21 protein-coding genes and 1 pseudogene are annotated in these 25,519 nt (G+C 64.7%); 14 read left to right on the top strand and 8 right to left on the bottom strand.

The features are described 5' to 3' along the window. From BG61_RS14155 to BG61_RS14145, 3 genes are all read right to left on the bottom strand, one after another. The gene (locus tag BG61_RS14155) at positions 1-951 is read right to left on the bottom strand and encodes an FAD binding domain-containing protein (protein ID WP_035934541.1); all 951 of its coding nucleotides are present in this window, start codon (positions 949-951) and stop codon (positions 1-3) included. Continuing rightward, positions 948-1,604: an aldehyde dehydrogenase iron-sulfur subunit PaoA gene (gene paoA / locus BG61_RS14150; RefSeq protein ID WP_035934539.1), complete on the bottom strand. Its 657-nt coding sequence runs from the start codon at positions 1,602-1,604 to the stop codon at positions 948-950. Before paoA ends, BG61_RS14155 begins: the two co-directional genes overlap by 4 nt. 393 nt (positions 1,605-1,997) lie before the next feature. Next, positions 1,998-2,897 carry a LysR family transcriptional regulator gene (locus tag BG61_RS14145; protein ID WP_035934538.1) on the bottom strand — a complete coding sequence of 300 codons (900 nt, stop codon included), beginning with the start codon at positions 2,895-2,897 and terminating at the stop codon, positions 1,998-2,000. Between the two features lie 336 nt (positions 2,898-3,233). On the opposite strand from BG61_RS14145, the pseudogene BG61_RS44820 reads away from it, so the two are divergent. Beyond that, a pseudogene (locus tag BG61_RS44820) lies at positions 3,234-4,397 on the top strand (multidrug effflux MFS transporter). Between the two features lie 241 nt (positions 4,398-4,638). Then, entirely contained in the window at positions 4,639-5,550 is a 912-nt protein-coding gene (locus BG61_RS14135) for an amidohydrolase family protein (protein ID WP_035934536.1), read from the top strand. A gap of 70 nt (positions 5,551-5,620) precedes the next feature. Here BG61_RS14135 and BG61_RS14130 read toward each other — a convergent pair whose 3' ends face one another. Then, entirely contained in the window at positions 5,621-7,660 is a 2,040-nt protein-coding gene (locus BG61_RS14130; RefSeq protein ID WP_035934534.1) for a M3 family metallopeptidase, read from the bottom strand. Between the two features lie 199 nt (positions 7,661-7,859). Here BG61_RS14130 and BG61_RS14125 point away from each other — a divergent pair, with 199 nt between their 5' ends. Beyond that, positions 7,860-8,705: a DUF3667 domain-containing protein gene (locus BG61_RS14125; protein ID WP_035934647.1), complete on the top strand. Its 846-nt coding sequence runs from the start codon at positions 7,860-7,862 to the stop codon at positions 8,703-8,705. Positions 8,706-8,917: 212 nt separating this feature from the next. Here BG61_RS14125 and BG61_RS14120 read toward each other — a convergent pair whose 3' ends face one another. Next, positions 8,918-9,859, bottom strand: a complete 942-nt coding sequence (locus BG61_RS14120) for a LysR substrate-binding domain-containing protein (protein WP_035934532.1) — start codon at positions 9,857-9,859, stop codon at positions 8,918-8,920. Between the two features lie 209 nt (positions 9,860-10,068). Here BG61_RS14120 and BG61_RS14115 point away from each other — a divergent pair, with 209 nt between their 5' ends. From BG61_RS14115 to BG61_RS14090, 6 genes are all read left to right on the top strand, one after another. Then, positions 10,069-10,875, top strand: a complete 807-nt coding sequence (locus tag BG61_RS14115; RefSeq protein WP_035934530.1) for a citryl-CoA lyase — start codon at positions 10,069-10,071, stop codon at positions 10,873-10,875. A gap of 62 nt (positions 10,876-10,937) precedes the next feature. Then, complete coding sequence (locus BG61_RS14110) at positions 10,938-12,119, top strand: CaiB/BaiF CoA transferase family protein (RefSeq protein WP_035934529.1); 1,182 nt, start codon at positions 10,938-10,940, stop codon at positions 12,117-12,119. A gap of 127 nt (positions 12,120-12,246) precedes the next feature. Beyond that, positions 12,247-13,596, top strand: a complete 1,350-nt coding sequence (locus BG61_RS14105) for an MFS transporter (protein WP_051672509.1) — start codon at positions 12,247-12,249, stop codon at positions 13,594-13,596. Between the two features lie 617 nt (positions 13,597-14,213). Next, on the top strand, positions 14,214-15,032 hold the full coding sequence (locus tag BG61_RS14100; RefSeq protein WP_158447211.1) for a helix-turn-helix domain-containing protein: 819 nt from the start codon (positions 14,214-14,216) through the stop codon (positions 15,030-15,032). Between the two features lie 111 nt (positions 15,033-15,143). Further along, positions 15,144-16,544, top strand: coding sequence for an FAD-binding oxidoreductase (locus BG61_RS14095; protein ID WP_051672508.1), 1,401 nt, complete (start codon positions 15,144-15,146; stop codon positions 16,542-16,544). Positions 16,545-16,734: 190 nt separating this feature from the next. Beyond that, complete coding sequence (locus BG61_RS14090) at positions 16,735-17,409, top strand: RNA polymerase sigma factor (RefSeq protein WP_232256296.1); 675 nt, start codon at positions 16,735-16,737, stop codon at positions 17,407-17,409. A 26-nt stretch (positions 17,410-17,435) separates the two neighbouring features. Here the strand turns inward: BG61_RS14090 and BG61_RS14085 are convergent, their stop codons facing one another. Beyond that, positions 17,436-18,473: a GlxA family transcriptional regulator gene (locus BG61_RS14085; RefSeq protein WP_035934525.1), complete on the bottom strand. Its 1,038-nt coding sequence runs from the start codon at positions 18,471-18,473 to the stop codon at positions 17,436-17,438. A gap of 234 nt (positions 18,474-18,707) precedes the next feature. Here BG61_RS14085 and BG61_RS14080 point away from each other — a divergent pair, with 234 nt between their 5' ends. Next, positions 18,708-19,775, top strand: a complete 1,068-nt coding sequence (locus tag BG61_RS14080) for a class I SAM-dependent methyltransferase (RefSeq protein ID WP_035934524.1) — start codon at positions 18,708-18,710, stop codon at positions 19,773-19,775. A gap of 37 nt (positions 19,776-19,812) precedes the next feature. Here BG61_RS14080 and BG61_RS14075 read toward each other — a convergent pair whose 3' ends face one another. After that, positions 19,813-20,142, bottom strand: coding sequence for an H-NS histone family protein (locus BG61_RS14075; RefSeq protein WP_306434198.1), 330 nt, complete (start codon positions 20,140-20,142; stop codon positions 19,813-19,815). A gap of 687 nt (positions 20,143-20,829) precedes the next feature. Here BG61_RS14075 and BG61_RS14070 point away from each other — a divergent pair. Beyond that, the gene (locus BG61_RS14070) at positions 20,830-21,231 is read left to right on the top strand and encodes a lysozyme inhibitor LprI family protein (RefSeq protein ID WP_035934521.1); all 402 of its coding nucleotides are present in this window, start codon (positions 20,830-20,832) and stop codon (positions 21,229-21,231) included. A gap of 32 nt (positions 21,232-21,263) precedes the next feature. Here the strand turns inward: BG61_RS14070 and BG61_RS14065 are convergent, their stop codons facing one another. Beyond that, positions 21,264-21,797 carry a nucleoside deaminase gene (locus tag BG61_RS14065; protein WP_035934520.1) on the bottom strand — a complete coding sequence of 178 codons (534 nt, stop codon included), beginning with the start codon at positions 21,795-21,797 and terminating at the stop codon, positions 21,264-21,266. A 562-nt stretch (positions 21,798-22,359) separates the two neighbouring features. Here BG61_RS14065 and BG61_RS41890 point away from each other — a divergent pair. The 3 genes from BG61_RS41890 to BG61_RS14050 all read left to right on the top strand — a co-directional run bounded on the left by BG61_RS41890 (position 22,360) and on the right by BG61_RS14050 (position 25,512). Then, on the top strand, positions 22,360-23,517 hold the full coding sequence (locus BG61_RS41890; protein ID WP_035934519.1) for a trypsin-like serine protease: 1,158 nt from the start codon (positions 22,360-22,362) through the stop codon (positions 23,515-23,517). A gap of 184 nt (positions 23,518-23,701) precedes the next feature. Continuing rightward, positions 23,702-24,916 carry a trypsin-like serine peptidase gene (locus tag BG61_RS14055; RefSeq protein ID WP_169743303.1) on the top strand — a complete coding sequence of 405 codons (1,215 nt, stop codon included), beginning with the start codon at positions 23,702-23,704 and terminating at the stop codon, positions 24,914-24,916. Between the two features lie 179 nt (positions 24,917-25,095). Then, complete coding sequence (locus BG61_RS14050) at positions 25,096-25,512, top strand: hypothetical protein (RefSeq protein WP_233469193.1); 417 nt, start codon at positions 25,096-25,098, stop codon at positions 25,510-25,512. The last annotated feature ends 7 nt before the right edge of the window (positions 25,513-25,519 follow it).

Raw genomic sequence — 25,519 nt, 5'->3', positions numbered from 1 at the left:
TCACCCCTTTGCCTGTGCCAGTACCGCGCCGAGCGTGCGTTCGGCCAGCGCCAGCTTGAACGCGTTTTCGTCGGTCGGCGTGGCGCCCGCCAGCAGTTGATCGGTAACGGCCCTGGCGCCGCGCGGCATGGCGGCTTCGGCGGCTTCGACGCGCCACGGCTTGTGGGCCACGCCGCCCAATGCTACGCGCCCGGTTCCGTCCCGCTGCACGATGGCAGCCACGGACACGAGCGCGAATGCGTAGGACGCGCGGTCCCGCACCTTGCGATACGACTGCACGCCGCCAAGCGGCTTGGGCAGCGTGACCGCGGTGATCAGTTCGCCGCGCTCGAGCACGGTCTCGATATGCGGCGTATCGCCGGGCAGCCGATGGAAGTCGGCGATCGTTATGGTGCGCACCGACCCGTCGGGGCGCACGGTTGCCACGGTTGCGTCGAGCACGCGCATCGCGACGGCCATGTCGCTCGGATGCGTCGCAATGCAAGCGGTGCTGACGCCCACCACGGCGTGCTGCCGGCTGAACCCGCCGATCGCCGCGCACCCGCTGCCGGGCGCGCGCTTGTTGCACGGCTGGTTGGTGTCGTAGAAATAGGGGCAACGGGTGCGCTGCAGCAGGTTGCCGGCGGTCGTCGCCATGTTGCGCAGCTGGCCGGAGGCGCCCGCCAGCAGCGCGCGCGACAGCACGCCATAGTCGCGCCGCACGCGCGGATCGGCGGCGAGATCGGTGTTGCGCACGAGTGCGCCGATCCGCAGGCCGCCTTCGGGCGTGGCTTCGATCTTGTCGAGCCCGAGGCCGTTCACGTCGATCAGGTGCGTCGGCGTCTCGATGCCGAGCTTCATCAGGTCCAGCAGATTGGTGCCGCCCGCAATGAACTTGGCGCCCGCAATGCGCTCTGCGGCGGCGGCCGCCTCGGCAGGCGTGTGCGCGCGATCGTAGCTGAAGGCGATCATGCCTGGCCTCCGGCCACTTCGGCGATGGCGACCGCAATGTTGGAGTAGGCCCCGCAGCGGCAGATGTTGCCGCTCATGCGCTCGCGCACCTCCGCAGCCGTCGCCTGCGGCCGTGCATTGAGGTCGGCGCTCACGTGGCTCGGGATGCCGCGGCGGATTTCATCGAGCACCGCGACGGCCGAACAGATCTGGCCCGGCGTGCAGTAGCCGCACTGGTAGCCGTCGTGCTTCACGAAGGCCGCCTGCATCGGGTGAAGATCGGAACGGGTGCCGAGCCCTTCGATGGTCGTCACGCTTGCGCCCTGCTGCATGACGGCGAGCGTCAGGCACGAGTTGATCCGCCGCCCGCCGACGATCACCGTGCAGGCGCCGCACTGCCCATGATCGCAGCCCTTCTTCGTGCCGGTGAGGTGCAGGTGCTCGCGCAACGCGTCCAGAAGCGTGGTGCGCGTATCGAGTTCAAGATGCTGGAGCTTGCCGTTCACGCTGAAAGACAGCTTCGACGTGACGGGCGGCCGGGCCGCTGGCGCCGACGCACCGGCGGCGGCATCCTGCGTCGCGGAGACGGCGGGAACGGCAACCGCGGTCGCGGATGCCGCGCCCATTTTCAACAGGCTGCGCCGTGAAATCTTGATGTCGCTGAGCTTTTCCATGTAGTCGAATCCTTTCGTGCTGACACATTCATCGGGCGAAGATGCTGCGCACGCAGCCATACCCATATGGCCGATGCGGCGATACGTTTCATCGAGGTATTAATGGCGGTCCGCTGACTGTGGCGACGCCTGGCGAAGCACGCTCCACCCGGGCCGCGTGTGCGCGCGTCAAGGCAAAATGCGCGCCGCTGTCGAGGTTACTGTGCACGGCCGTGCGCGACTAGGTGCCTGAAGCTGCAAGAGGTTGTGAAGCGCATTCATCAATGCCGCGCCTGTGCGCTGCGCGTCTTACGGCTCGGGGCTCGGGGCTCGGGGCTCGTGGGCGCAAGCGTTCGGAAAGGCCGCGCAGCGGGCCGGGTCGCCGCGTGCTGGCAGCGTGCCGGCGGCGTGCGATTACGGATGCTTGGCCCAATCCCGCACCGCCTGCGCGAATAGCCTGAGCGCGGTGGGAGGATGACGATTGGCCGGGTAATACAGGCACAGGCCCGGAAATGACGGGCTCCACTCGGGAAGCAGTTGCACGAGCCGGCCCGCCGTCAGATGCTCGGTCACGAGATAGTCCGGAACCCACGCGACGCCGATGCCGGCAAGCGCCGCCTCGACCATCAGGTTCAGATTGCCGAGCGTCATCGGGCCGTCGACGTCCACGCTCGCGCTCTTGCCCTGGCTTTCCAGATCCCATCGATACAGCGCGCCGCTCGCGAAGCGAAAGCGGATGCATCGGTGCCGGGCGAGGTCGTTCGGTGTCTCGGGCAGATCGTGACGCGCCAGGTATCCGGGCGACGCCACCGCGGCGAACCGCATGTCTGGGCCGAAGCGGACGGCGACCATATCGCGCGGCACGTCCTGCAGGACACGGATGCCCGCATCGAATCCGTCGGCCACGATGTCGACGAGACGCGTATCGACGACGAATTCCACGTGGATGTCCGGATACGCCACGAGGAACTCGGGCAGCACATGCCGGACAAGCGGCTTCGCGGCGTTTTCGGAGGCGCTGATCCGGATCGAGCCGGAAGGACGATCGCGTGCGGAAGCGACCTCGTTCACGGCGTCTTCGAGGTCGGCCATGGCCGGCACCACGCGGCGCAGAAGCTGCTGACCCGCTTCGGTGAGCGCGACCGAGCGGGTCGTGCGGTTGAACAGGCGCACGTCGAGTTTCGCTTCGAGACCGCGCATCGCGTGGCTCAGCGCGGATGCCGACACCCCCAGCGTGCGCGCAGCCGCGCTGAAGCTTCGCTGGTGCGCAATCGCAACGAAAACGGTAAGTTCAGACAGACCGGCACGCAGCATAGTTGAATATTCTTCAAAGCCCCGCGAAATTGTAGCCGTATTGTTGAGCCACGCACAGCAGCGTAGGCTCGACCCCAGTCGGCGGCCGAACAATGTTCTTTTGCGCCGTCCATGACGCGCGCAACGTTGCGCGCGCCGCCTGTCTGCCCACACTGGCGTGTCGCCGGTCGCCATCGAGAACCCCGAACCATGCCGTTGAACAATCAGCCTTCTGCTCAACCGGGCACGTTTGCACGCGAAGCCGCAGAAAGCGCGACGTCCTCCCTCGCCAGCGCCGAGGGCCGCCAGAGCGCGAACCGGCACGGGCTGCGCATCCTCGCGATCCTGAGCTTGCTGATGGCTTTCGCGTCGATTTCGACGGACCTCTATCTGCCCGCCCTGCCGGCAATGGCGCAAGCCCTGCATGCGGGTCACGGTGCCGTCGAGCTGACGATCTCGGGCTACCTGATCGGCTTCAGCCTCGGCCAGTTTCTGTGGGGACCCATAGGCGACCGGTACGGGCGGCGCCTGCCGATCGCCATTGGCCTCGTGCTGCTCATCCTCGGTTCGGCGGGCTGCGCGCTCTCGACCGACGCGCCGATGCTCATCGGCTGGCGCGCGGTGCAGGCCGTGGGTGCGTGCGCCAGCGTCGTGCTTGCGCGCGCGATGGTGCGTGACCTGTACGCCGGCCACCGGGCCGCCCAGATGATGTCGACGCTGATGACGGTCATGGCGATCGCGCCGCTGCTCGGCCCGAGCGCGGGCGGGCTCATCCTTCAGGTGGCGTCGTGGCGCGCGATCTTCTGGACGCTCGCGGGCGTCGGACTGGCGACCCTGGCCGCCCTCCGAGCGCTGCCGGAAACACTGCCGCCGCCGCGCCGCAACCACGCGCCGCTCGGGCGCGCGTTCGCCACGTACGCGCAACTGCTCCGGAATCGCCGGGTGCTGGGCTACGCGGGTGCGGGATGATTCTTCTATGGCGGCATGTATGCGTATATCGCGGGCACGCCGTTCGCGTACATCACGTATCACCACGTCTCGCCGCAGCTCTACGGCGTGCTTTTCGCGGCGGGCATCGTGGGCATCATGCTCACGAACCAGATCAACGCGAGGCTCGTGCGAAAAATGGGCGGCGACCGGCTGATGCGGATCGGCACGCTTGGCGCGGCAATCGCGGGCGGGCTGCTCGCGATCGACTCATGGACGGGCTGGGGCGGACTTCCCGGCCTCGTGATTCCGCTCTTTCTGTTCGTCTCGGCGACAGGGTTCATTGTCGCCAATTCGATTGCCGGCGCGCTCGGCAGCTTTCCGGAACGCGCGGGCTCCGTGTCGGCGCTGGTCGGGGCGATCCAGTACGGCACGGGCATTCTCGGGTCGGCGCTGGTCGGCGTCCTCGCGGAAGGCACGCCCTGGCCGATGGGCGCCGTCATCGCGGCGATGAGCCTGGGCAGCGTGCTGTGCGCAATGCTGCTCGTGCCGTCTTGCGTTGCGCCCGCCACCGGAGCCCGCGCCGCAGAATGAGCGAGCGGCTCGGCCCCGGGCCCTCGCCGGTGCGGGGCGCGACGCTCGTGCTTTCACCGACTCTCCGGCGGGCGAGTAACATGTGCGTCGCGGGTTGAACATTCGGGCAGGCCGGGCGCCGGCCTTCGGGCTTTGGAGAAGTTCGAAAAGAACGGCGGGCAAGCGTGCTAGTCTTGTGTGGCCAGAGCACCCGCAGGCGCGAGCGACGCAGGCGCAATCCATCTCGAAGTGGAAACGCGGCATGAACGACGACAGCCTCCCCATCCTCGATTGCCACCAGCACTTCTACGACACCCGGCGTTTGCACTACCCTGTGTTTGCGCAGCGGAGTGCCGGCTTCGAGGATCTCGTCGGCGATTACAGCGCGTTGCCGACCGTGTATTTGCCCGACGATTATGCGCGCGACACCCAGGGCCTGAACGTTTCCGGAACCGTTTGGGCGGAGTTCATCTCCGACGATCCGCTCGCTGAAGTGCAATGGGCGGATGATGTGTTGCAGGCGAGCGAGCGCCCCGCCGGCATGATTGCCTCAGTCGATTTTCTCAGCCCCGATTTGAAACGCACGCTGGATGCCTATGCTGGCGCGCGACGCGTCAGAAGCGTGCGCCAGCACATGGGCTGGCATCCGGCGAACCCGCGGCTGCGTTACGCGCGGCATGCCGGTCTTCTGTCCGAAGCAGCGTGGCAGCGGGGCATTGCTTCGCTTCGCGGCCGCGGCCTCGTCTGCGAGATCGAGATATTCGCACCCCAGCTGCGCGAGTTCGCCGCCGTGGCCGCGGCCTATCCGGATATCCAGTTCGTGCTGCCCGTGATGGGCTGGCCCCTCGACCTGACGAGAGCGGGCGAGGCAACGTGGCAGCGCGAACTCGCCGCCGTTGGCACGTGTCCGAACGTCGCGATCAAGATCTTCGGACTGGAATGCATCTTCGGCATCCACTGGACGGTCGAGCAGGTGCGGCCGTGGATCCTTCAGGCCATCGATATTTTCGGCCCCGCACGCAGCATGTTCGCGAGTCACCTGCCGGTCTGCAAGCTCGCCTGCAGTTTCCAGCATCTCTATGGCGCGTATCTCGACGTGATAGCGGACTTCAGCCCGCCGGAGAAGCGCCAGCTGCTGCACGACACGGCTGCCGGCATCTACAGGATCGGGTAAGCATCCCGTCGATGATGTCGAGCGCCGGGCTAAACCGCTCAACCAGGGCTCGCCATTCACCGCACGCACATCACTGCGGCAACAGGCCTCGCTTGCGCAACATCGGCTCGACTCGCGGATCACGGCCTCGAAATGCGCGAAACGCGGCGCGTTGCTCGCGGCTGTCGCCGGCGCTATAGATGCAGCGCTTCAGCTTGTCGGCCAGCACGGGATCGAATGCGTTACCGGCTTCTTCGAATGCGTCGAACGCCTCGGCCTCCAGCACTTCCGCCCACATGTAGACGTAATAGCCCGCCGCATAGTAGGCGCCGCTGAAGACATGGCCGAAGTGCGGCAGCCGGTGCCGCATGCCCACCTCAGGCGGCACGCCGAGATGCGCGCGCTCCTCCGTTTCGAAGCGGGCGATGTCGACGCCCGCCGGGTCGCTTTGCAGATGCAGCGCCATGTCGATCAGGGCCGACGCGGTATAGGCCACGGTCTCGAAGCCCTGATTGAAAGTCTGCGACGCCCTGATGCGCTCGACGAGCGCCGCCGGAATCGGCTCTCCGGTCGTCACGTGACGCGCATGCCTTGTCAGCACTTCCGGCACGGTGGCCCAATTCTCCATCAGTTGCGAAGGGAGTTCCACGTAGTCTCGCGGGACATTGGTGCCCGACAGGCGACCATAGTTCACGTCGGACAGCAGGCCATGCAGGCCGTGGCCGAACTCGTGAAAGAGCGTGCGGACGTCGTCGAAACTTAGCAGCGTCGGGCCGTCGTCCACGCGCGAGAAGTTGTTGTTGTTCACCACGATCGGCTCGACCCTGCCGCCGTTGCGCGTCTGCCTGCGATAAACGTGCATCCACGCACCACCCTGCTTGTTGGGGCGCGCGAAGTTGTCACCGAGGAACAGGCCCACCCGCTCATTGCCGCGACGCACTTCCCACAGGCGCACGTCAGGATGATAGAGCGGCGCACCGGTTTGCTCGACGAACTGCACGCCGAACAGGCGTTGCGCGCAATCGAACATTGCGTTGAGCATCGCATCGAGGCTGAAATACGGTTTCACTTGCGCATCGTCGAGCGCGAACCGGCTGGCGCGCACTTTCTCGGCCAGGTAGTACCAGTCCCACGGCTCGACATCTGTCGGCTCACCGAGCGCGGCGGCCTGCGAAACCAGCGCCTGCCGCTCCCGTTCGACACTGGCTTTCGCCGGCTCCCATACGCGGCCAAGCAATTCATGGACAGCGGAAGCGCTGCCCGCCATGCGGTCGGAGAGCGCGTAATCGGCGAAGGTTTCGTAGCCGAGCAGGCGCGCCTGCTCCTGCCGCAGCGCCAGTATTTCGCGAGCCAGCGGCCGGTTGTCGCGTCCGGGTGTTTCGCCACGCGCGGTCCACGCGCGCCACGCGGCTTCGCGCAGGTCACGACGCGTCGACCACGTGAGAAACGGCTGCACGAGTGAACGCGAGAGCGTGATCACGTAGCCCTCCACGCCGCGCTCCTGTGCAGCGCCGCGTGCGGCCTGACGCAGGAAATCGGGCAGACCGGCCAGATCGGCATCGGATGCCAACGGCAACTGGAAGCTCGATTCGTCCGCGAGGATGTTCTGCGAGAAGCGCGTATGCAGATCGGCGAGCTGCGTGGCGATCGCGGCGAAGCACTCACGTGCAGCCCCTTGCAGCGTCGCGCCCGTGCGCACGAAATCGGTATGCAGGCGTTGCAGCAGACGGCGCTGCTCTTCGTTCAGCTCCAGCGCATCGGCTTGCCGGTGGACGGCATCGAGCCTGGCAAAGAAGCCTGCGTGCATCGTCACCTTGCTGTCGTGCGCCGCGAGGAGCGGCGCCATCTCGCGCTCCACCGCCTGCAGGGCCGGTGGCGACTCGGACGAGCACAGATTCTCGAACGTCAGCCGCACGCGATCCAGCGCGGCACCGGCGGCATCGAACGCGGCCACGGTGTTCCCGAACGTGGGCACGGACGGGTTTTCAGCCAGTGCATCAATCTCCGCCAGATGCTGCTCGAACAGCACAGCGAAGGCAGGTGCGAAGTGTTCGACCCGGATCTGCTCGAAGGGAGGCAATCCGTAGTGCTCTTGCCAGTCGCGTAACAGCGGGTTGCCGTGATCTGTCATGTCGATCTGCCTTTTGCGCGCTTTCGCCGGGAAGCGAACATGATATGACAATGCGTGTGAGCGCGCGGGCGGGCGCTGTCCCGGGCCGCTGCGTGCCAACAACCGGTTCGGCCATGCGCGCCGCCCCTCGAATCAGATACGGCCACTCGTGTGGAGTACGCTCGAAGCTGGCTCGTACGACGATCCACCGGAGGAAATCATGTCTGCGCCAGAACCCTGGACATGTCCGACGTGCAGGCTCCGGATCAGCACGCCATTCTGCCCGCAGTGCGGCGAAAGCCCGCTGAGGCCGCCGGACCTGACACTGCGCGGCATCGCGGCCAAGGTGCTGCACGCCGCGACCAGCATCGACGGGCGCCTGCTTCGAACGGTGTGGTCCCTGCTCCGTCATCCTGGCGAACTGACGCTCGCGCATCTGAACGGGCAGCGCATGCCCTATGTTCCGCCCTTTCAGCTTTTTCTCCTTGCAAACGCGTTCTTCTTCGCGATGCAGTCGCTGACCGACACGCAAATCTTCGGCTCCACGCTCGACTCCCATCTTCATCATCAGGACTGGAGTGCGCTCGCGCAGTCACTGGTGGCCGAGCATGTCGCGGCGCTGCGCACGAACCTGACGCAGTACACCCCCGTCTTCGACCGGGCCGCCGTGCTCAACGCCAAGTCGCTGATCATTCTCATGGTGGTACCCTTCGCGTCGCTGCTGTGGCTGTCGTTTGTTCTCGCGCGCAGACCGTTCGTCACGTATGTGTATTTCTCCCTCCACCTCTACACGTTCCTGCTGTTGCTGTTTTCTTTCGCGCTGGCAGTCGCCGCGATCCATGTCCGTCTGGGCGGCCTCGGACTGGGTTCGCCCGTGGTGGACAAGGTCCTGTCGATCGTCAATCTCGGCGTCTGCGGCAGCTATGCCTATCTCGCTGCGGGACCGGTGTTCGGCTCCCGCGGTGTCACGCGCCTTCTGAGAGCAATGGGCATGGCGCTATTGGCGGGGGTCATCGTCCTCGGCTATCGATTTGCGATCTTCCTGATCACGCTGTACATGACGTAGCGAAGGCCGGGATCGTCCGCGCAACGCGCGACTCGATGACAGGAAAGGGCGCGTGCCTGTATCCGTAGTGACGTCCCGAAGCGCCACCATGATGCGGCTCGCGTTTCGCGCCTCATGCATTCAAATCGAGCCGTGCGTCAGCCGCGATCGACCAACACACGCGAGCCGCCTGACCGCCCGTCAGTAGCGGTCCCGGCACGAGGCTCGGCCGGTCAAGCCTTCGTGCCCCGTTTCGCGGGCGCGGGCTTGCGATCCCTGCGCCGACGCTTGCTGGCCCCTTCGCCATTGCTGACCGTGCGGATGACCGACGCGAAGGCACGCGCCGCGGGCGAACGCGCTTCGTCGCTGCGCCAGAGAAGCCCGGGCGATCGCACGGGCGTCGGGCTTTCAAGCGGGATCACGCGCACGTCGTCGCGTCGCAGGGCATGCTCCGACACGATGGCCGCAATGTCCGTCACGCTCACGAGTTCCATCATCGGCGCGATCGCGTTCATCTCGGCGACCACGACCGGCGTCGCGTTCGCCATCCTGAAGCATTCGTCGAGCAGCGTGCGCGTGGCATAGGTGGGCGGCAGCAGCACGACTCGCTGCAAGTGAAGCTCGGCCGTGCGCACGAAGCGGCGCTGAGCAAACGGATGACTCTCCCCGACCGCAAGCAGCAGTTCCTCGCTGTACAACGGCTCGAAGCGCAACTGCGAAGCGTCTCGCGGCTTGTAGGTCACGCCGATGTCCAGCTCGCCGCGCAGCAGGGCCGCCGCGATATCGTCGCCCGACATCTCCATCACGTTGACGCGAACGGACGGATGGCTCGACAGAAACAGCGACACGCAGCGCGGAATGATCCGCATGTTGAACGTGTGCGTCGTGCCGATGCGTACGACCCCGCTCATTTCGTCGGCCGCAAGGCGCGCGGCCCAGATGCCTTCGTCGACTTCACGCAGCGCATTCTGCACGCGTTCGAGAAACGCCTCGCCGGTTTGCGTCATCGTCACGCGCTTGTTCTCGCGGTCGAACAGGCGGCAGCCGAGTTCGTCTTCGAGCTGCCGGATCTGGTGGGACAACGTCGATTGCGTGACATGCACCTTTCCGGCCGCCGCGGTGAAGTTCAACTGCTCGGCGAGCGCAACGAAGTAGCGAAGGTGACGCAGTTCCATGAAAGCTCCAGCCGGTTTGCCGATCAACCGCCCGGGCCGGAGGCGGGGCGCCTGCCACCTGCATCCAGGCGTGGACCATCGATGACATCGATGGATTATCAGTTAAAAACATCATTTCTGTCGATGATGGCGTCGCCGTAGACTCATCTGCACCAGACAGGCATCACGGTGCCTGCCTCGATCCAGCGGGAAACACTACGGACGCACTCATGAAGATCGGCAAGGAAACGATACCTCGCACCGCCATTTCGACGTCGAACGAACAAACGATCGTCGTGCGCGGGCGCGATCTGGCGGGTGAACTGATCGGCAAGATCTCGTTCACCGATTACTTTTATCTGCTCGTGACCGGCCAGATGCCGACACCGGCCGTCACGGCGGTGCTCGACGCCACCCTCGTCGCGATCGCCGAGCACGGCCTCGTGCCGAGCGTGCAGGCGAGCCGCATGACGCTCGCCGCGGCACCCGACGCCCTGCAGGGCGCCGTGGCCGCGGGCATCCTGGGCTGCGGGTCGGTCATCCTCGGCGCCGCGGAAACCTGCGGCCGGCTGCTGGAGGAAGTGCGCGAGCGCGCGCAGCCGGACGGCGACTTCGCCCGCGCGGCGAGCGCCGTGGTCGCCGAGTACCGTGAGGCGCGGCGCGCCATCCCCGGCTATGGCCATCCGCTGCACAAGTCGCGCGACCCGCGCGTCGGCGCGCTGTTCAGCGTGGCCGAGCGCAATGGCGCCGACATGACTTTCGTGCGGATCGCCGAAGCGATCGAAGCGGTGCTTCCCGGCATCTATGGGAAGTCGCTGATGCTCAACGTGTCGGCGGCGATTCCGGCGGTGCTGCTGGGCGTCGGCTTCCCGGCGGGCGCGCTCAAGGGCGTGCCGATCCTCGCGCGGACAGCGGGCCTCATCGGTCATTTGACTGAAGAAATGTCGCGTTCGATCGGCTTTGCCCTGTCGTATCAGGCGACCCGCGAACTCGTATTCGACGGCGACGCACCCGAAGGCTTCGTTCCCGGCGCCTGATTCTTTCGATATCCGTGCGCTGCCGCAGACGCAACCGGGCAGCGCATCACTGGAGCGGTGGCATGACAAAAGTTCTCGAAGGTGTGCGCGTGCTGGAGCAAGGCACCTTCATCACGGGGCCCGCAGCCGGCATGCTGCTGGGCGACCTCGGCGCCGACGTGGTCAAGATCGAGCAACCCGAAACCGGCGATCCGTTTCGCGCTTTCAAGGGCGGACTCTATAGCCCGCACTATCAGACGTACAACCGCAACAAGCGCAGCGTCACCCTGAACACCAAGGACGCGACCGACCTCGCGCTCTTCGATGATCTCATTCGCGACGCCGACGTCTACATCCAGAATTTCCGCCCCGGCGCGGCCGACCGGCTCAACGCCGGCTACGAACGCCTGCGCGAGATCAATCCGCGGCTCATCTACTGCGCGATCAGCGGCTTCGGCCAGACGGGCCCCGCGGCCGGACGGCCCGCCTATGACTCGGTTGCGCAGGCAGCGAGCGGCTTTCTCGGGCTGCTCGTCAACCCCGAGAATCCTCGCGTGGTGGGCCCGGCGATCGCGGATTCGCTGACCGGCTTCTACGCCGCCTACGGCATTCTCGGCGCGCTTCACGAGCGCAACCGGACCGGCGTCGGACGCAAGGTGGAAGTCTCGATGCTCGAAGCCATGAGCCATTTCAACCTGGATGCGTTCACGCATTTCTATTCGGTGGGCGAGCTGATGGGGCCGTACAGCCGTCCAAGCGTATCTCAGTCGTATGTGATGAAATGCGCGGACGGCAAATGGCTCGCGCTGCACATGTCGTCGCCGGAGAAGTTCTGGACGGGCCTCGCGAACGCGCTGGAACGCCCGGCGCTGCTCGACGACCCGCGCTTTGCCGAACGGTCGGGCCGCATCGCCAATCAGGAGGCGCTGATCGGGATTCTGGGCGACATCTTCATCCTTCGCGACCGCGCGGAGTGGTGCGACCGGCTCGAGCAGCACGACGTCCCGCACGCGCCGATGTACGACGCAAGCGAAGCGCTCGAGGACCCCCAGGCGAAGCATCTGGAATTGCTCGTGCAGTCCGAGCATCCGACGATGGGCAGCTTTCGCACGGTCCGCCCGCCCGTGACCTTCGACGGCAAGCGAACGACCGACGTCGTCGCGCCGCCGACGCTCGGCGAGCACAACGATGAAGTGCTGGGACCGTTGCGGGCACGGCTCGCGGCTGAATCCGCTTCGCCGCAGCAGGCGGAGCAGGATCACTGAATTGCCGGCGGTCCCCCGATACGACCCCCGCGCCCCCCGCGACACCCGCTACACCGACCCAGACCAGACGGCGAACCCGGACCACAGGTTCGATTTCGCCCTGACTACATTAAATGGAGACCCAGGTATGGAAACCACGAATTCCCTGCTTGCGGAAGACGGCACCACGGGCTCGACTCTGTCGGCCAATCGCGGCGTCATGCTCGAGGCCGACGCGGACCGGATATTCGGCCGCATCGCGCGCCGGCTGATACCGTTCCTCTTTCTTTGCTACGTCCTCAACTATATCGACCGCGTCAACATCAGCTTCGCCCATCTGCAGTTCAGGGCGGATATCGGGCTGACGGAAGCGTCGTACGGACTTGGCGTCGGCGTGTTCTATATCGGCTACGTGCTCTTTGAAGTACCGAGCAACCTGCTGCTGCGGCGCATCGGTGCGCGCCGGACAATCGCACGGATCATGGTCCTGTGGGGACTCGTCTCGCTGTCGATGATGTTCGTGCAGAACACCACGCAGTTCTACATCGCGCGAATCGCGCTCGGCATCGCCGAAGCGGGATTTTTCCCCGGCATCGTGTATTACCTCACGTCGTGGTTCCCTGACCGCCATCGCGCAAAGGTGATGTCCGCCTTCGTGCTGGGCATTGCGGTGGCGGGCATCACGGGCGGCCCGATCTCCGGATGGATTCTCGGCAACGCCGAAGGCTGGCATGCGCTGCACGCCTGGCAATGGCTGTTTCTGCTGGAAGGCATTCCGCCGGTGCTGGTCGGCATCTTCGCCCTATGGTATCTGCCGGATTCGGCGGCAACCGCGCGCTGGCTCTCGCCCGCGGAAAAGGAACTCGTCGCTCGGGAAATCGCGGGCAACGGGTCGGCGGCATCCAGTCACACCGAGCATTTTGGAGCGGCCCTGCGCAACTGGCGCGTGTATGTGTGCGCGTTCGGCTACTTCACCATCACGTGGGCGGGCAGCGTGCTGAACTTCTGGGCGCCTTCCGTGATCCGCAACGCCGGCGTGTCCAATCCGTGGCATATCGGGCTGGTGTCGGCGGTGCCGTATCTGATCGGCGCAATCGGCATGGTGGCGCTGAGCCGCCACTCCGACGCTCGCAACGAACGCTCGATGCACTTCGCCTGCTGCGCGTTGCTGGCATCGGCGGGCGCGGTGCTGCTCGGCACGGCGCACGCGTCGTTCGTACCGGCGATCGCCGGGCTCGCGCTCGTCGCCATCGGCTATCTCTCGTGCACCGCGATCTTCTGGACGATTCCGGCGAGCTTCCTTTCCGGAACCGCGTCCGCCGGCGCCATTGCACTGATTTCGAGCATCGGCCAGCTCGGCAGTCTGATGGCACCCACGGCAATCGGCAAGTTGACCGCCATCACGCACGAAATCAGCGCAGGCTCGTATCTCGCTGCGTTCGTGCTGGCCTGCGGCGCGGTCGTCATCGGAGTATGGATGAACAACCGTTCGAAATAGCAGGTCACCGTGCCGGCTCGCCGGAAACGGCGGCCGGCACGCTACATTCCCGATCCTCACTCCGGTTCGACCCCGCGCAACGCGGGAATCAGAAACAGCGTCGCCTGCACGTCGGTCGGATGAATGCTCGTCAGCAGCGCGATGGCCGTGCCGAACGAATGATTGCCGGTCCGCTCTGTCTCGATACCGGGAAATCGTTAGGCACCCTCCTTTTCGAGAGCCGGACCTTCGAAGACGACAAGCCCTGTCGCGGCTCCCTCGTCGTCAGGAGGCGCAGGCACTTCATGCACGCGCCTTTGCAGAACGTGCTCGCGCCGTCTGGATGTACGTGAAGACGCGTCTGCTTGCGCCACGACGCGCTATTCGCAGGACCTGCCGCCTTTCGTCATACCAATTCGCATCACGAAAGACACGGAATAAATCGCCACGACAGGGTGTTTCGTCAGGATGCGGCACAGAGTGAGCCTTGCGCCGCCGCCCCATCCTATCGACCTTCCGCGTTCGTCACCAGGCTCTGCCTGCTGTTCCCGCAACGAGCCGCAGGAAGCACGCATGGCAACCCGCGGGACATGATGACAGGACCCGATGACCTATATCTCGCGCAGGAAGACGGAGGCATGCCCACGACACTGGCCGGCGGCAGCGCGCCGGGCGAAAGCGGCGTTTCCGTCCTCAGCGTGCGCTTTCACGGCGGAGCGCACCTCAGCGCCACGCTACGGCAGCACCTTGTCTGCTTTCAGATGTCGCAGCAATTGGCCTTTGAATGCCGCATGGCCGGACGAGTCCTTCATCATGCGCCGCCGGCGGGTTCGCTCGCTGTGTGTCCCGCGGGAATAGACTGCGCCGCCGACGCCAGTGGAAGCCTCGACGCCATTCTCGTCGTGATCGATCCGGGCAGGCTCGCGCTCGCAGCCGCAGAAGATTCGACACCCGAAGCACGGTTGATCGAAAAACTGGCGGGCTACGACAAGGCCCTTCTCGATCTGGCCTGGAACCTGGCACTGGAAAGCGCGAACGGCTATCCGAACGGGCCGCTCTTCTGGAACGAGGTGGCCAGCCGCTTCATCGACGCGCTGGTCGTCCGCCACACGACAGCGTACGAAAGCCGTGCACGGGGCATGCTGGGCAAAGACATGCTCGACCGGCTCAGAGACTATGTCCACGCTCACCTCGACGAGCCGATCGGGGTCGAGGCCCTCGCGCAACTGGCAGGACGCAGCCCGTTTCACTTCACCCGCGTCTTCACGCGCTCGATTGGTGTGACGCCGCACCGCTACGTCGTGCACCTCAGGTTGCAACGCGCGATCGAACTCGTTCGGGACGGACGTTTTGGCTTCGCCGAAATCGCAGCCCGTACCGGCTTCGCCGACCAGAGCCACCTGTCGCGCTGGGTGCGGCGCGTTCACGGTGTCTCCCTCGGGCAACTGGCCCCCTGAGCGGGATCAAACAGCAGAAATCTTCAAGATCAGCTGCTCCGTTCTCCCTAGATTGGAGTCCACGACGCGCTCGGCAATCGAGTTCGCGCCGCCAATCTACAGGAGTGGAACATGACTGATCCAATCGACAAGACGTTGCGCCACTGGCTAGGCGCGCAGTCGCCCGTGCGCTGGTCGGTGCCGGGCGACAATGCATACGACAACGCAACGGCCATCTGGTCAAAGCCGATCGGCCGCCTGCCGCGCGCGGTGGTCCACTGCCGGAACACGGACGACGTCCGCTCAGCCATTCAAGCCGCACGCGATTGCCAACTGCCGCTCTCGGTCCTTGGCGGCGGCCATGACTGGGCCGGACGTGCGCTCGCCGGCGGTATCGTGATCGATCTGCGCGCCATGGACGACGTCCTCGTCAGTCCGGACCGCCTTTCCGCGCGCGTCTCCGGAGGCGTGCGCGCTTCGGGCATTCTCGCGGCGGCGGAACCGTATGACCTTGCGGCCGTGACGGGCTCGGTGGGAGCCGTCGGCATGGCAGGGCTCACACTGGGCGGCGGTTATGGGCCTCTGATCGGCCGCTTCGGGCTCGCGCTGGATAACCTGCTCGCCGCGCAGGTTGTTCTCGCGGACGGACGCGTCGTGCTGGCAGATCCGGACCACGAGCCCGAACTCTTCTGGGCGTTGCGTGGCGGCGGCGGCAACTTCGGCGTGGTGACCGCCATGCGCCACCGGCTGCACAGCGTGCCCAGCGTCCGCTCGGGCATGCTCGTCTACCCGTTCTCCGAGGCCCGGGCCGTCCTGCAAGGCTGCACCGACATTGCGAACTCGGCGCCCGAGGATCTGACCGTCCAGGTCGGATGCATAGGCGGCCCGGACGGCGCGCCCGTCGCGTTCGTCGTGCCGACATGGTGCGGCCTGCCCGCCGAGGGAGACGCGCAGGTCGCACCCTTTCTCAAGCTGGGAACGCTGCTTGCGAACACCGTGGATACGACATCCTATGCCGCATCGCTCACCGCGTTCGACGCGTATGTCGTCAACGGGCAACGCACCTTCATGGAGACGTGCTGGCTTCCCGCGTTCGACGGCGACGCCATCGACGTTGTCATCCATGCGATGCAGATGGCCGTGTCGCCGGGATGCGCCATCTTCACTCACGAATTCAAGGGGGCGGCCTCACGCGTGCCCGCGGACGCGACAGCCTTCGGCCTTCGCCGCGACCACGTGCTGATCGAGATTCTCGCTGCGTTCGTTGACCGGTCGGACAACGCGGAGGCAGGGCGGCATCATCAGTGGGCGCGAGCCACCCGTCAGGCCTTCGATGCAACCGCCCTGCCCGGCGGCTATCCGAACTTCCTTGTTGGCGGCGACGCGGTCCGCATCGCGAAGAGCTATGGCGCCAATGCGCAACGGCTGATCAAGGCCAAGCAGCACTACGATCCCGATAACGTCTTCAGCGCCGCCATTCCGCTGCCGGACGGCGGCTCGATTGCACGCGCATCCCGCCCAGCCTCGCAATGAGTGCAGGCCGCTGGCCGTGCACTCCAACCCTCTGCAAACATAACGCGATATCAATGGATGCCCGACGCCGTTGTCCCTCACCAAAGGGAGCATCGGCATTGCGAGGCATCTCCGGGCGACGCGGTTGCGCATGCTCGTTCCATGCACATTGCAGACCGCGTAGCCCGGCAGGAGAATACAGGAGAAGACCATGGACTCCCACCGGCAGGAAGATGCCTGTAACGGACGCACAGGAAAATGCGATTCGATGGCGGCGACACGCACGCGATCGCCTTTGGATCAAGAAAATCCGGACGCCGCATCCGGAACACCTTCGAAGAACAGTCCCGACTCGCGCAGCGTGCTTCTGGACATGCTGCCCCGATTGTGGGCCTTCGCGTTACGCATTTCACGCGATCGACATGACGCGGAAGAGCTGGTGCAGCGAGCCATTGCGCGCGCGGCCGAACGCGCCGAGCCATTGCGACCGGACCGCGCCGCACTGAAGTGGCTGCTCTCGACCCTCTACCACATGTGGATCAACGGGATTCGTGCGCGTGACATGGAAAGCGACGAGGCATCGTTCGAGGCCTTCGCGGATCACGCCACCTGCACGCAGGAACATGACCGCATGAGTCGTCAGATTGTCAGCGCAGTGGATCGGCTCCCGGAAGCGCAACGCATCGTCATGCTGCTGGTCGAAGTCGAGGGTCTCACTCATGGCGAGGCGGCCGAAGTCCTGGGCGTGGCGAGCGAGACGATCGAAAGCCGGCTGTGGCGCGCGCATCAGGCCATGCGAATACTGGTCGGAAGAGTACCCGCTGCATACCGTGCAGATCGTGGCGAACAGAACCGGCCGGCTCCATGCGTGTGGCAAGCCATGTAGCGGGCATTCTCAGCCGGGGCCCGACACTACGGACGAGCGAATTCGGGAATCCGGAAGCGCTTGCGATAGTCGCCCGGCGTCAGTCTCGTCGTGCGCTTGAAGAGGCGCCGGAAGAAAGCCGGGTCTTCGTAGCCGACCCGCCAGCTGATTTCGTCGATGGATGCCTCCGTCCGCTCGAGCCTGCGCTTCGCATCCTCGATGCGAAGCCGCTGGACATACACGAGCGGCGTGAGACCGGTGGCCTGCGTAAAGCGCCGCTTGAAGGTGCGTTCGGCAAGCCGTGAGCGCCTGATCATCTCCTCTACCGGGTGCGCGACCGAGAAATGATTGTCGAGCCACTCCTGCGCACGCTGGATGTCGGCATCGCCGTGATCGCGCTTGCCTTCGAAGACGATAAACGGAGTGAGTCCGTCCTGATGCCATTGCAGGGCGAACATGCGGGCGACCTCCTGCGCGGCGGTCGCGCCGGCGTAGCGCGCGATGAGGTAGAGCACGAGGTCGTGCCAGCTCATCGACGCCCCCGAGCTCACCAGTTCTTCACGCGCGCCCGCGATCACGAGCACGCGTTCCGGCTGAATCGGCACGGCCGGATAGGCGCTCGCGAACGCACGGGCGTAGCCGAAGTGCACCGTCGCGTCCTTGCCGTCGAAGAGGCCTGTTTCCGCCAGTAGAAACATCCCCGAGCAGGCCGAGCAAAGTATCGCGCCGCGCTGGTGCATCGCGCGGAGCCAGTCGACCATGCCGGGATAGCGCCCCTTCTCCCAGCCTTCGGGGCGCAGCAGCACCGAGGGAACGATCACGATGTCGCTCGACTCGATCCCGGCGATCGCACGCTGCACGTTGATCGGGACGCCGCTCGCCAGTTCGAGGGGACCCACCGCCTCGCCCACGATCTCGACGTGAAACGGCACGTGTGCGCCCGCTCCCGTGCCGGGCGTGCCGATGAGTGCGAACGCGTTCATGACGTCGAAGATGCCGGTCAGCGTGGATACCACCGCGTCGGGCAGCGCGACGAGGCTCACGTGGCACGGATTCGATCCGAGGCGGACTGACTTTCGGGTCATCGCGTGTGGCTGCCCGGAAGTCCCGCTCGGGAAGGCGCTCCAGCCTGCAGGCGGCCGGGCGCGACCTAATCGCGAAACGGGCTCTGCGCCGCAGGCTCCGGGTCGGTCGCGCGTATTGGCCGTGGCACAAACGAACCGGTTTTGGGCGATTCCGGCTCTGACGCCGCGTCGGGCTCCGTGCGAATCTGTGCACGTCGGCTGGAACCCTTGAAATGACACGCGGAGGCGAAATCCATGGACACACCCGTAATCGACCAGACGAAGCTCGAATCCTTCCTCATGCGCGCCGTCGGAGATCTTTCTGCCGGCTATGGCGGCGTGATGGTCAGCCTTGGCGGCAAGCTCGGCCTCTATAAGGCCATGGCGGGCGCCGGTCCGCTCAGTCCCAGGGAACTGGCAGCACGTGCGGGCTGCGTGGAGCGATATGTGAGCGAGTGGCTGAATGCGCAGGCCGCGGGCGGCTACGTCGAGTATCACGCGGCAAGTGAAACATACGAACTATCCCCGGAGCAGGCCGTCGTTCTGGCCGACGAAGACAGCCCAGTATACATTCCCAATGCGTGGAACGTGCCCGCTTCGATGTGGTTCGACGAGGACAAGGCCATCGACGCATTCCGCACCGGCAACGGCGTCGCGTGGGGGGATCACCATGGCAGGCTCTACTGCGGAGTCGCATCCTTCTACCGCAACGCATACCGGGGCAGCCTGCTGCCGGAGTGGCTGCCCGCGCTCGATGGCGTCGTGGCGCAACTCGCTGCCGGCATCGCCGTGGCCGACGTCGGCTGCGGATACGGGCACTCGACCCTTCTGATGGCTCAGGCATTCCCGAAGTCGCGCTTTCACGGCTTCGATACGCATGCCGGGTCCATCGACGAAGCAAAACGGCTCGCCGCCGATGCAGGCGTGGCGGCGCGGGTCACTTTCGACACGGCGCGCGCGGTGGATTACCCCGACAGGGGCTACGGGCTCATCTGCTTCTTCGACTGCCTGCACGATCTGGGCGATCCGGTCGCCGCGGCCCGCCACGCGGCCGAGGTGCTCGCTCCCGGCGGCACGGTCATGCTGGTCGAGCCGTTTGCCAACGATCGCGTGGAAGACAACATCTCGCCGGTGGCGCGGCTTTACTACTCGGCCTCGACCACGCTGTGCTGCGCGCATGCGGTCTCGGAGGGCGGGCACCTCGTCCTCGGCGCGCAAGCCGGAGAGGCCCGGCTTGCCGAGGTGTTTCGCAAAGCCGGGTTCACGCACTTCCGGCGCGCGGCGCAAACCCCCTTTAACCTGATCCTCGAAGTGCGGCGCTGATGCGTTCACCAGGCGAAGGCGATCGGGTGGATCGCCGTCAGTCGCCTTCGGAAAACAGCGATGCTTGCGACATTGCCGCCGCCCGACCACCGGGCCTGCCGGAGACGGCAAAGTCGTCGCGATTCTTCCCGACGATCCAGCGCGGCGCCCGTCCCCTTCCGCTCCAGGTGGCCCCCGTTGCGGGATCGCGATACTTGACCGCGCCTTCCGGCTCAGCCGGCTCGGCCACCGCTTTCTTGCCGATCAGTTCATGCAGCGTGATGCCGTATTCACGCATTTTCTGGACTATTTCGATCAGCGCGAGCCGCGTTTCTCTTTCTCGCGCCTTATCCAGTTGTTCTTCGAGTGCTTGTCGTTGCGCGAGCAATTCGGCAACTTGCGGACTTGTAAATGCCATCTGATATCGAAAGTAAGTTTGCTATGAATGACGGAGCAGGATACGCGCTCGCCTGAGATGGCGCTCGTCGCGCACGCACTGCGCTCTGAAGCTCCGGGGCCGCATAGGTCTCGTCGGCATGCCGCCTGCGGGAAACGATGTCCAACGCGCGGGGACATCACCGGGCGTGCATTCCGCAAGGCGGGCGATCAGCTAAAACGGCCCATAAATCCCGATTTTACGCGAGAGTCGGCCGCGCTCATTCGAACCCTCTCCGGACCGGGGTCGACGCCTCGCGCGGGTCTGCGGGCGGCTCCTTGTTCGACGATATCGCGCTAATCGGAGGCTCCTCCTGTTGACTTGTCCGCAGCATGGACGCACCGCCGGGCATTATCCGACACCCGGCGCTGAACTGCATCCTCTTCGCTACTCCTTTCGCAAAGCGTTTCCGCACGGCACCGCTCGAGTCACGGAATAGAAATTCGCCCCCGGGTGTTCATTCCCTGCGCGAATCACATTCGCTGGACCAATCGTAGAATTCGTCTGCTGCCGGTTTCAACGGTGGTATTGGAATGCTCGCCGCAACGGCATGCTGACTGCGTTCGATCCGCATCGATGACGTTCGCGTGTCCGGTCCGACCCATCCACCCCTTTGCTTGTTCAAGGAGACTTCATCCGATGTTTCGACACTCGATCGTCTGCTTCGCCGTCGGCTTGCTCGCAGCGAGTCAGAATGCCCTTGCGGCCGGCGCCGATTGCAGCAATGCAACCGATCAGGCAAGCATGACTGCTTGCGCCGACAAGGCGCTCAAGGCGTCTGACGCGCAACTCAACAAGACGTATCGCGCGCTTCTGGCGAAGTCGAGTGCCGCCGGCAAGCAGAAACTGCAGGCAGCGGAGCGTGCATGGATCGCATACCGCGACGCGCAATGCACATTCAACACGCTCGGCAGCGCGGGCGGGAGCGTGCACGCCCTGGCTTACGCAAGTTGCGCGACCGGGCTGACCGACGCACAGAACGAGGTGCTGAACGCCCAGTTGCATTGCGAGGAAGGCGATACGGCTTGCGGCTCGCAGTAGCGCAAGCGGAAGGGCGTGGACGGCGCTGGCCGCTAGCGCTTCGCCCAGAACGCCCGTTGCACGCGCAGCACTTCCTCTTCCACTTTCGCCACCGGGCCGATCAGTTCGACGGCCTTCTGGCCGTGGTCGAAGACATAGCGCGACGACACGCTCATGGTCGGATTCTCGGCGTGATTGCCGGTCGCCTCCAGCAGGCGCGCCTCGGTCATGCCGTACACGACGCGGCCGATATTCGCCCAATAGGCCGTTCCCGCGCAGATGCAGCATGGCTCGACCGTGGTGTAGAGCGTGCAGCTCCACAAATACTGCGACGTGAAGTTGAGCGCCGCAACGCGGGCAAGGACGGCTTCGGCGTGATTCACCGTATCGACATTGCCCTGCTCCATGAGCACGCTTTCCTGATCGGGTCCGACGAGGATCGCGCCAAAGGGATGATGGCCAAGCAGGGTCGCGCGTTCGGCAACGGCGCTTGCATGCCGCAGATGCCGCACGATCTGCTCGTGCGTTGGAGTCAACCCTTGCGGCGGATGGGTGGCGTTGCCGGCGGACGGCGTGGCAATGCTCATGGACGCTCCTTCGTGGTAGTTGGAGCACACAGCATAGCGTCTCCAACCGGCATTGTCAGAAGGATGCAAGCTGCCATCCCTGTGCTGCCCGCGGCGGAAATCGGGCCTTCGATCCCGCTCATCCGTGCAATGCGCACTTGAGCGAAACGGCTCTTTACCGTCTCGACCGAAGCGCCGACCACTTGCGCTCCTCTCCATGCGCCAGTCCCTCCACGGCAATGAGCAGAAGAACGACGCGCAGCGGCTCGCGCGATACTGCGCTTAGCATCTTCACGCGCCGCATTGATGAGTCATTTCATAAGGTCTTTGCGATCACATATTTAACAAGACTAAGCGCCTAGAAAGCTATTAATAATAGGCTTTAGCATGGCCTAAAAAACTTCTTGCATTCCTACTTAAAGCATTCAAAACTACTTCGGTCAATGACTCGATTCACTCCATTCCACATGGCTCTTGCGCGCGCCAGGACTGGCCACGCGCAAAGCATCATGCTTTGGAAGGCGAATAGACAAATACCCAGACGCAAACGGAAATTCTTCAGCGGATGAACAAGGGGTTAATAATGAATCCGGTCACCAGGTCCGTTGTGCTTGGCTTCTTGTTCTTTGTCGTCAATACCGGTGCGCTCGCCCAGCAGACGAGAACGCAGGCGACTACCACTCAGCTCCTGATTCCCAGTCCCGCGACTCAAGGCAACGCAGGCGTCGATTTTGGCAATGCGCAAGCCTTGCCCATGCCGACACCGGTGCTGTCTCCGCCGACATCCGACGACGCGGTGCTGCAGGCACGCAACGCAAGAATCGGAGCGCGGCGAACGCCGGGACATGCACCGGGAGGCGTCGGAAATGGCAGGCGCACACCCGTGCGCCTCGTGTCACCCGCGATCGCGAATCAGCAGGCGCAGGTCGCGCCGCAAGAGTTCGCCCTCTCCTCGCAACCGTTCACGACGAACCGCGTCAACGCCGAGGGCGATGATACCCAATCCTATTTCGCCTTCAGGCCAACGGGTAAGCTCTTCTTCAACAAGACGGGCCTCACTTACGTCTGCTCGGCCTCGCTGATCAAGCCCGGACTGGTCGTCACTGCGGCGCATTGCGTGGCGGACTTCGGCCACCGGCAGTTCTATTCGAACTGGGTGTTCGTTCCGGCGTACGACAACGGCACGGCGCCGTTTGGTTCATGGACGGCCGTGTCGGCCACCGTATTGACCTCCTATCTGGACGGAACCGATGCGTGCGCTGTCAGCGGCATAGTCTGCGAAGACGATGTGGCGGTACTGACGCTTCAAAGCCAGAACGGCGAATATGCGGGAAGCCGCACGGGATGGTACGGCTATGCGTGGGATGGCTACGGGTTCAATGCATCGGGACAGGCGCTGATCACGCAACTCGGCTATCCGGTCGCGCTGGATGGCGGCGGGCTCATGCAGCGCAACGATTCGCAGGGTTACACGGCTTCGGGCTTCTCGAACAATACGATCATCGGTTCGCTGATGACGGGAGGCTCCAGTGGCGGCCCGTGGCACGTCAATCTCGGCATACAGCCAGCGCTGTCCGGCATCGCTTCAGGGCAGTCCGCGACGCGCAATACAGTAATCGGTGTCACAAGCTGGGGGTATACGGACACGTCGCTCAAGCAGCAAGGCGCGTCTGCATTCACCAGCACCAACATCGCCGTGCTCGTGAACATTGCCTGCACCGCCACGCCCGAAGCCTGTTAGCGACACCCGTGGTGGCAGCCGTCCGATTTCTCGCAGCAAGCGGTTGACCTCGATCTAAACGGGTGAAAAGAAAGAGCGTCGCAAGATACGAACGCTGACATCCGTCCACCAGAAATCGTCACGCGGCCTTCCGCGCCTATGCCGGGGCCAAACGCCGGGGCCGCACTCCTTATTGGAGGCTGTCATGCGAGTTCATAGTCGCTTCATCCGTTTCCCGGCCGCTGCCACGGCGGTGCTATCGATGCTCCTGCCCGACGCAGTCCAGGCCAATGACGAATTCGTGGTGAACACGAACCTGACCGACCTGAGACTTCCCGCCCCAGACCTGCTGACCTTGAAGCCGGTGGTCAATCCGCTTTTTGCACCCGACACCTCGACGCTCACACCCAGCAGCGGAAGCGGTCCCTTCGCCGCGGGCGTGATGACGGCGAAGGGCCGCGTCACGGGCTTCGATTCGCGCGCGTACGGCACGTTCGGCATTCCCTATACGACGACGCGCGTTCAGGACGGCGAGCAGAGCGCGGCAGGCACCACGACCGCCAATTACCTCAGCACGACCTATCCGTACCGTGCGATCGGCAAGCTGACGTTCTCCGCGGGCTATTGCACGGCGAGCCTGATCAGAAGGAGCGTGCTCGTCACCGCAGCGCATTGCATTCAAACCTTTGGAAGCGGGAGCAATCTGTTCACCAACTTCCAGTACTATCCGGGGCATTACGGTGCGTCTGGCGCGACCAACGCGCAAATCGCCCCCTATGGAATATGGACCTGGGCCGGCCTCGTGCGTCCCTCTTCCTGGGCGAACGGCACCGATACCGGTTCAGGTTCCGCGCGCAACAACGATCTCGCGGTCATCGCCGTGGCGAAGAACTCGGCGAATCAGTTCATCGGCGACATTACCGGATATCTGAACTACAGCTGGAACAACTACTCGTTCGTGAGTTCGGCGAAGACGGGGAATCTGAACACCGCGGCGGTCACGACGCTTGGTTACCCGCAGCTTTCCGACGGCGGGGCGATCCTGCAGCGCAGCGACGGTCCCACGTATACGACCGTTGTCAGCGGCGCGTCGCAGCTTTGGCAAGGAAGCGATTTCACCGGCGGCGCGAGCGGGGGACCGTGGGTCGTCAACTTCAGGTCCCGCGAGGCGGCTCTGACGGGCGGCGCCGTGGTAGGCACGGCGCCGGTCATCTCTGTCGTCGGCGTGACGTCCTGGGGATCAGCCGATCCCAATGCGCCCAAGGACAACTATGCGTCGCAGTTCGGCCAGAACACGCAGTATCCGAATGCAAGCTACGGCACCTACGGATCGGGCAACATCGCCTCGCTGCTGAATACGCTTTGCACTTCGGCGGCGCCCGGCGGAGGAACCTATGCATCGCAGGGATACTGCAACTGAGGTCCGCGGCTCCGCGCTCCGAATGCGCGCGCGTCTCGCGCCGGCGCCGCATAGCGCGGTGCCCATTCGGGGCATCGCGGGAAAAGCGGCCTAAACAGGCCTTACATTACCGTAATGAAACGGGCGCACCCGGGTATCGTAATACTCGGGTGCGCCTTGTTCATTGACGCGTATTCGCCATGCCTCACGCGGTGGATCAAGCCCGGAACGCGGCGTACGACACGCAGATGTCCTGCTGCCTTGCAGTCCAACCAACGGATTACATTGCCATGCAAATATCAAACCTGATCGGCAAGCTCGGCTCCGTGCTGACCGGAGACAGCTCCGGCACGGCAGCAGCCGCATCCGCCGGCGCTCCGTCCTTTTCATCGCTCATGAAGGAATTGACCGGGTACGCCAGCGGAACCGCGAGCGAGCGCATGGAAAAAATGATGCTCGCCAAGCTGGGGGTGACGGAGGAGGAACTCAAGAAAATGTCCCCGGAAGAGCGCGAAAAAGTGATGGCGAAGGTGCGCGAGCTCATCAAGCAGGAGATGACGGCTCAGCAGCAGCAGCAAAAGAACTCGACCGGCAACGGCATCAATCTCTCCGTGTGACGTCAGG

It is taken from the genome of Caballeronia glathei (genome assembly GCF_000698595.1).
GTDB lineage: Bacteria > Pseudomonadota > Gammaproteobacteria > Burkholderiales > Burkholderiaceae > Caballeronia > Caballeronia glathei.
The sequence above is the reverse complement of the archived record's forward strand: the minus strand, read 5'-3'. Positions and strand labels throughout refer to the sequence as shown.

What these genes read in the sequence shown, in the direction of transcription:
- BG61_RS14155 (WP_035934541.1), bottom strand. Translation starts at nt 951, where the DNA reads ATGATCGCCTTCAGCTACGATCGCGCGCACACGCCTGCCGAGGCGGCC.
- paoA (WP_035934539.1), bottom strand. Translation starts at nt 1,604, where the DNA reads ATGGAAAAGCTCAGCGACATCAAGATTTCACGGCGCAGCCTGTTGAAA.
- BG61_RS14145 (WP_035934538.1), bottom strand. Translation starts at nt 2,897, where the DNA reads ATGCTGCGTGCCGGTCTGTCTGAACTTACCGTTTTCGTTGCGATTGCG.
- BG61_RS14135 (WP_035934536.1), top strand. Translation starts at nt 4,639, where the DNA reads ATGAACGACGACAGCCTCCCCATCCTCGATTGCCACCAGCACTTCTAC.
- BG61_RS14130 (WP_035934534.1), bottom strand. Translation starts at nt 7,660, where the DNA reads ATGACAGATCACGGCAACCCGCTGTTACGCGACTGGCAAGAGCACTAC.
- BG61_RS14125 (WP_035934647.1), top strand. Translation starts at nt 7,860, where the DNA reads ATGTCTGCGCCAGAACCCTGGACATGTCCGACGTGCAGGCTCCGGATC.
- BG61_RS14120 (WP_035934532.1), bottom strand. Translation starts at nt 9,859, where the DNA reads ATGGAACTGCGTCACCTTCGCTACTTCGTTGCGCTCGCCGAGCAGTTG.
- BG61_RS14115 (WP_035934530.1), top strand. Translation starts at nt 10,069, where the DNA reads ATGAAGATCGGCAAGGAAACGATACCTCGCACCGCCATTTCGACGTCG.
- BG61_RS14110 (WP_035934529.1), top strand. Translation starts at nt 10,938, where the DNA reads ATGACAAAAGTTCTCGAAGGTGTGCGCGTGCTGGAGCAAGGCACCTTC.
- BG61_RS14105 (WP_051672509.1), top strand. Translation starts at nt 12,247, where the DNA reads ATGGAAACCACGAATTCCCTGCTTGCGGAAGACGGCACCACGGGCTCG.
- BG61_RS14100 (WP_158447211.1), top strand. Translation starts at nt 14,214, where the DNA reads ATGCCCACGACACTGGCCGGCGGCAGCGCGCCGGGCGAAAGCGGCGTT.
- BG61_RS14095 (WP_051672508.1), top strand. Translation starts at nt 15,144, where the DNA reads ATGACTGATCCAATCGACAAGACGTTGCGCCACTGGCTAGGCGCGCAG.
- BG61_RS14090 (WP_232256296.1), top strand. Translation starts at nt 16,735, where the DNA reads ATGGACTCCCACCGGCAGGAAGATGCCTGTAACGGACGCACAGGAAAA.
- BG61_RS14085 (WP_035934525.1), bottom strand. Translation starts at nt 18,473, where the DNA reads ATGACCCGAAAGTCAGTCCGCCTCGGATCGAATCCGTGCCACGTGAGC.
- BG61_RS14080 (WP_035934524.1), top strand. Translation starts at nt 18,708, where the DNA reads ATGGACACACCCGTAATCGACCAGACGAAGCTCGAATCCTTCCTCATG.
- BG61_RS14070 (WP_035934521.1), top strand. Translation starts at nt 20,830, where the DNA reads ATGTTTCGACACTCGATCGTCTGCTTCGCCGTCGGCTTGCTCGCAGCG.
- BG61_RS14065 (WP_035934520.1), bottom strand. Translation starts at nt 21,797, where the DNA reads ATGAGCATTGCCACGCCGTCCGCCGGCAACGCCACCCATCCGCCGCAA.
- BG61_RS41890 (WP_035934519.1), top strand. Translation starts at nt 22,360, where the DNA reads ATGAATCCGGTCACCAGGTCCGTTGTGCTTGGCTTCTTGTTCTTTGTC.
- BG61_RS14055 (WP_169743303.1), top strand. Translation starts at nt 23,702, where the DNA reads ATGCGAGTTCATAGTCGCTTCATCCGTTTCCCGGCCGCTGCCACGGCG.
- BG61_RS14050 (WP_233469193.1), top strand. Translation starts at nt 25,096, where the DNA reads ATGCCTCACGCGGTGGATCAAGCCCGGAACGCGGCGTACGACACGCAG.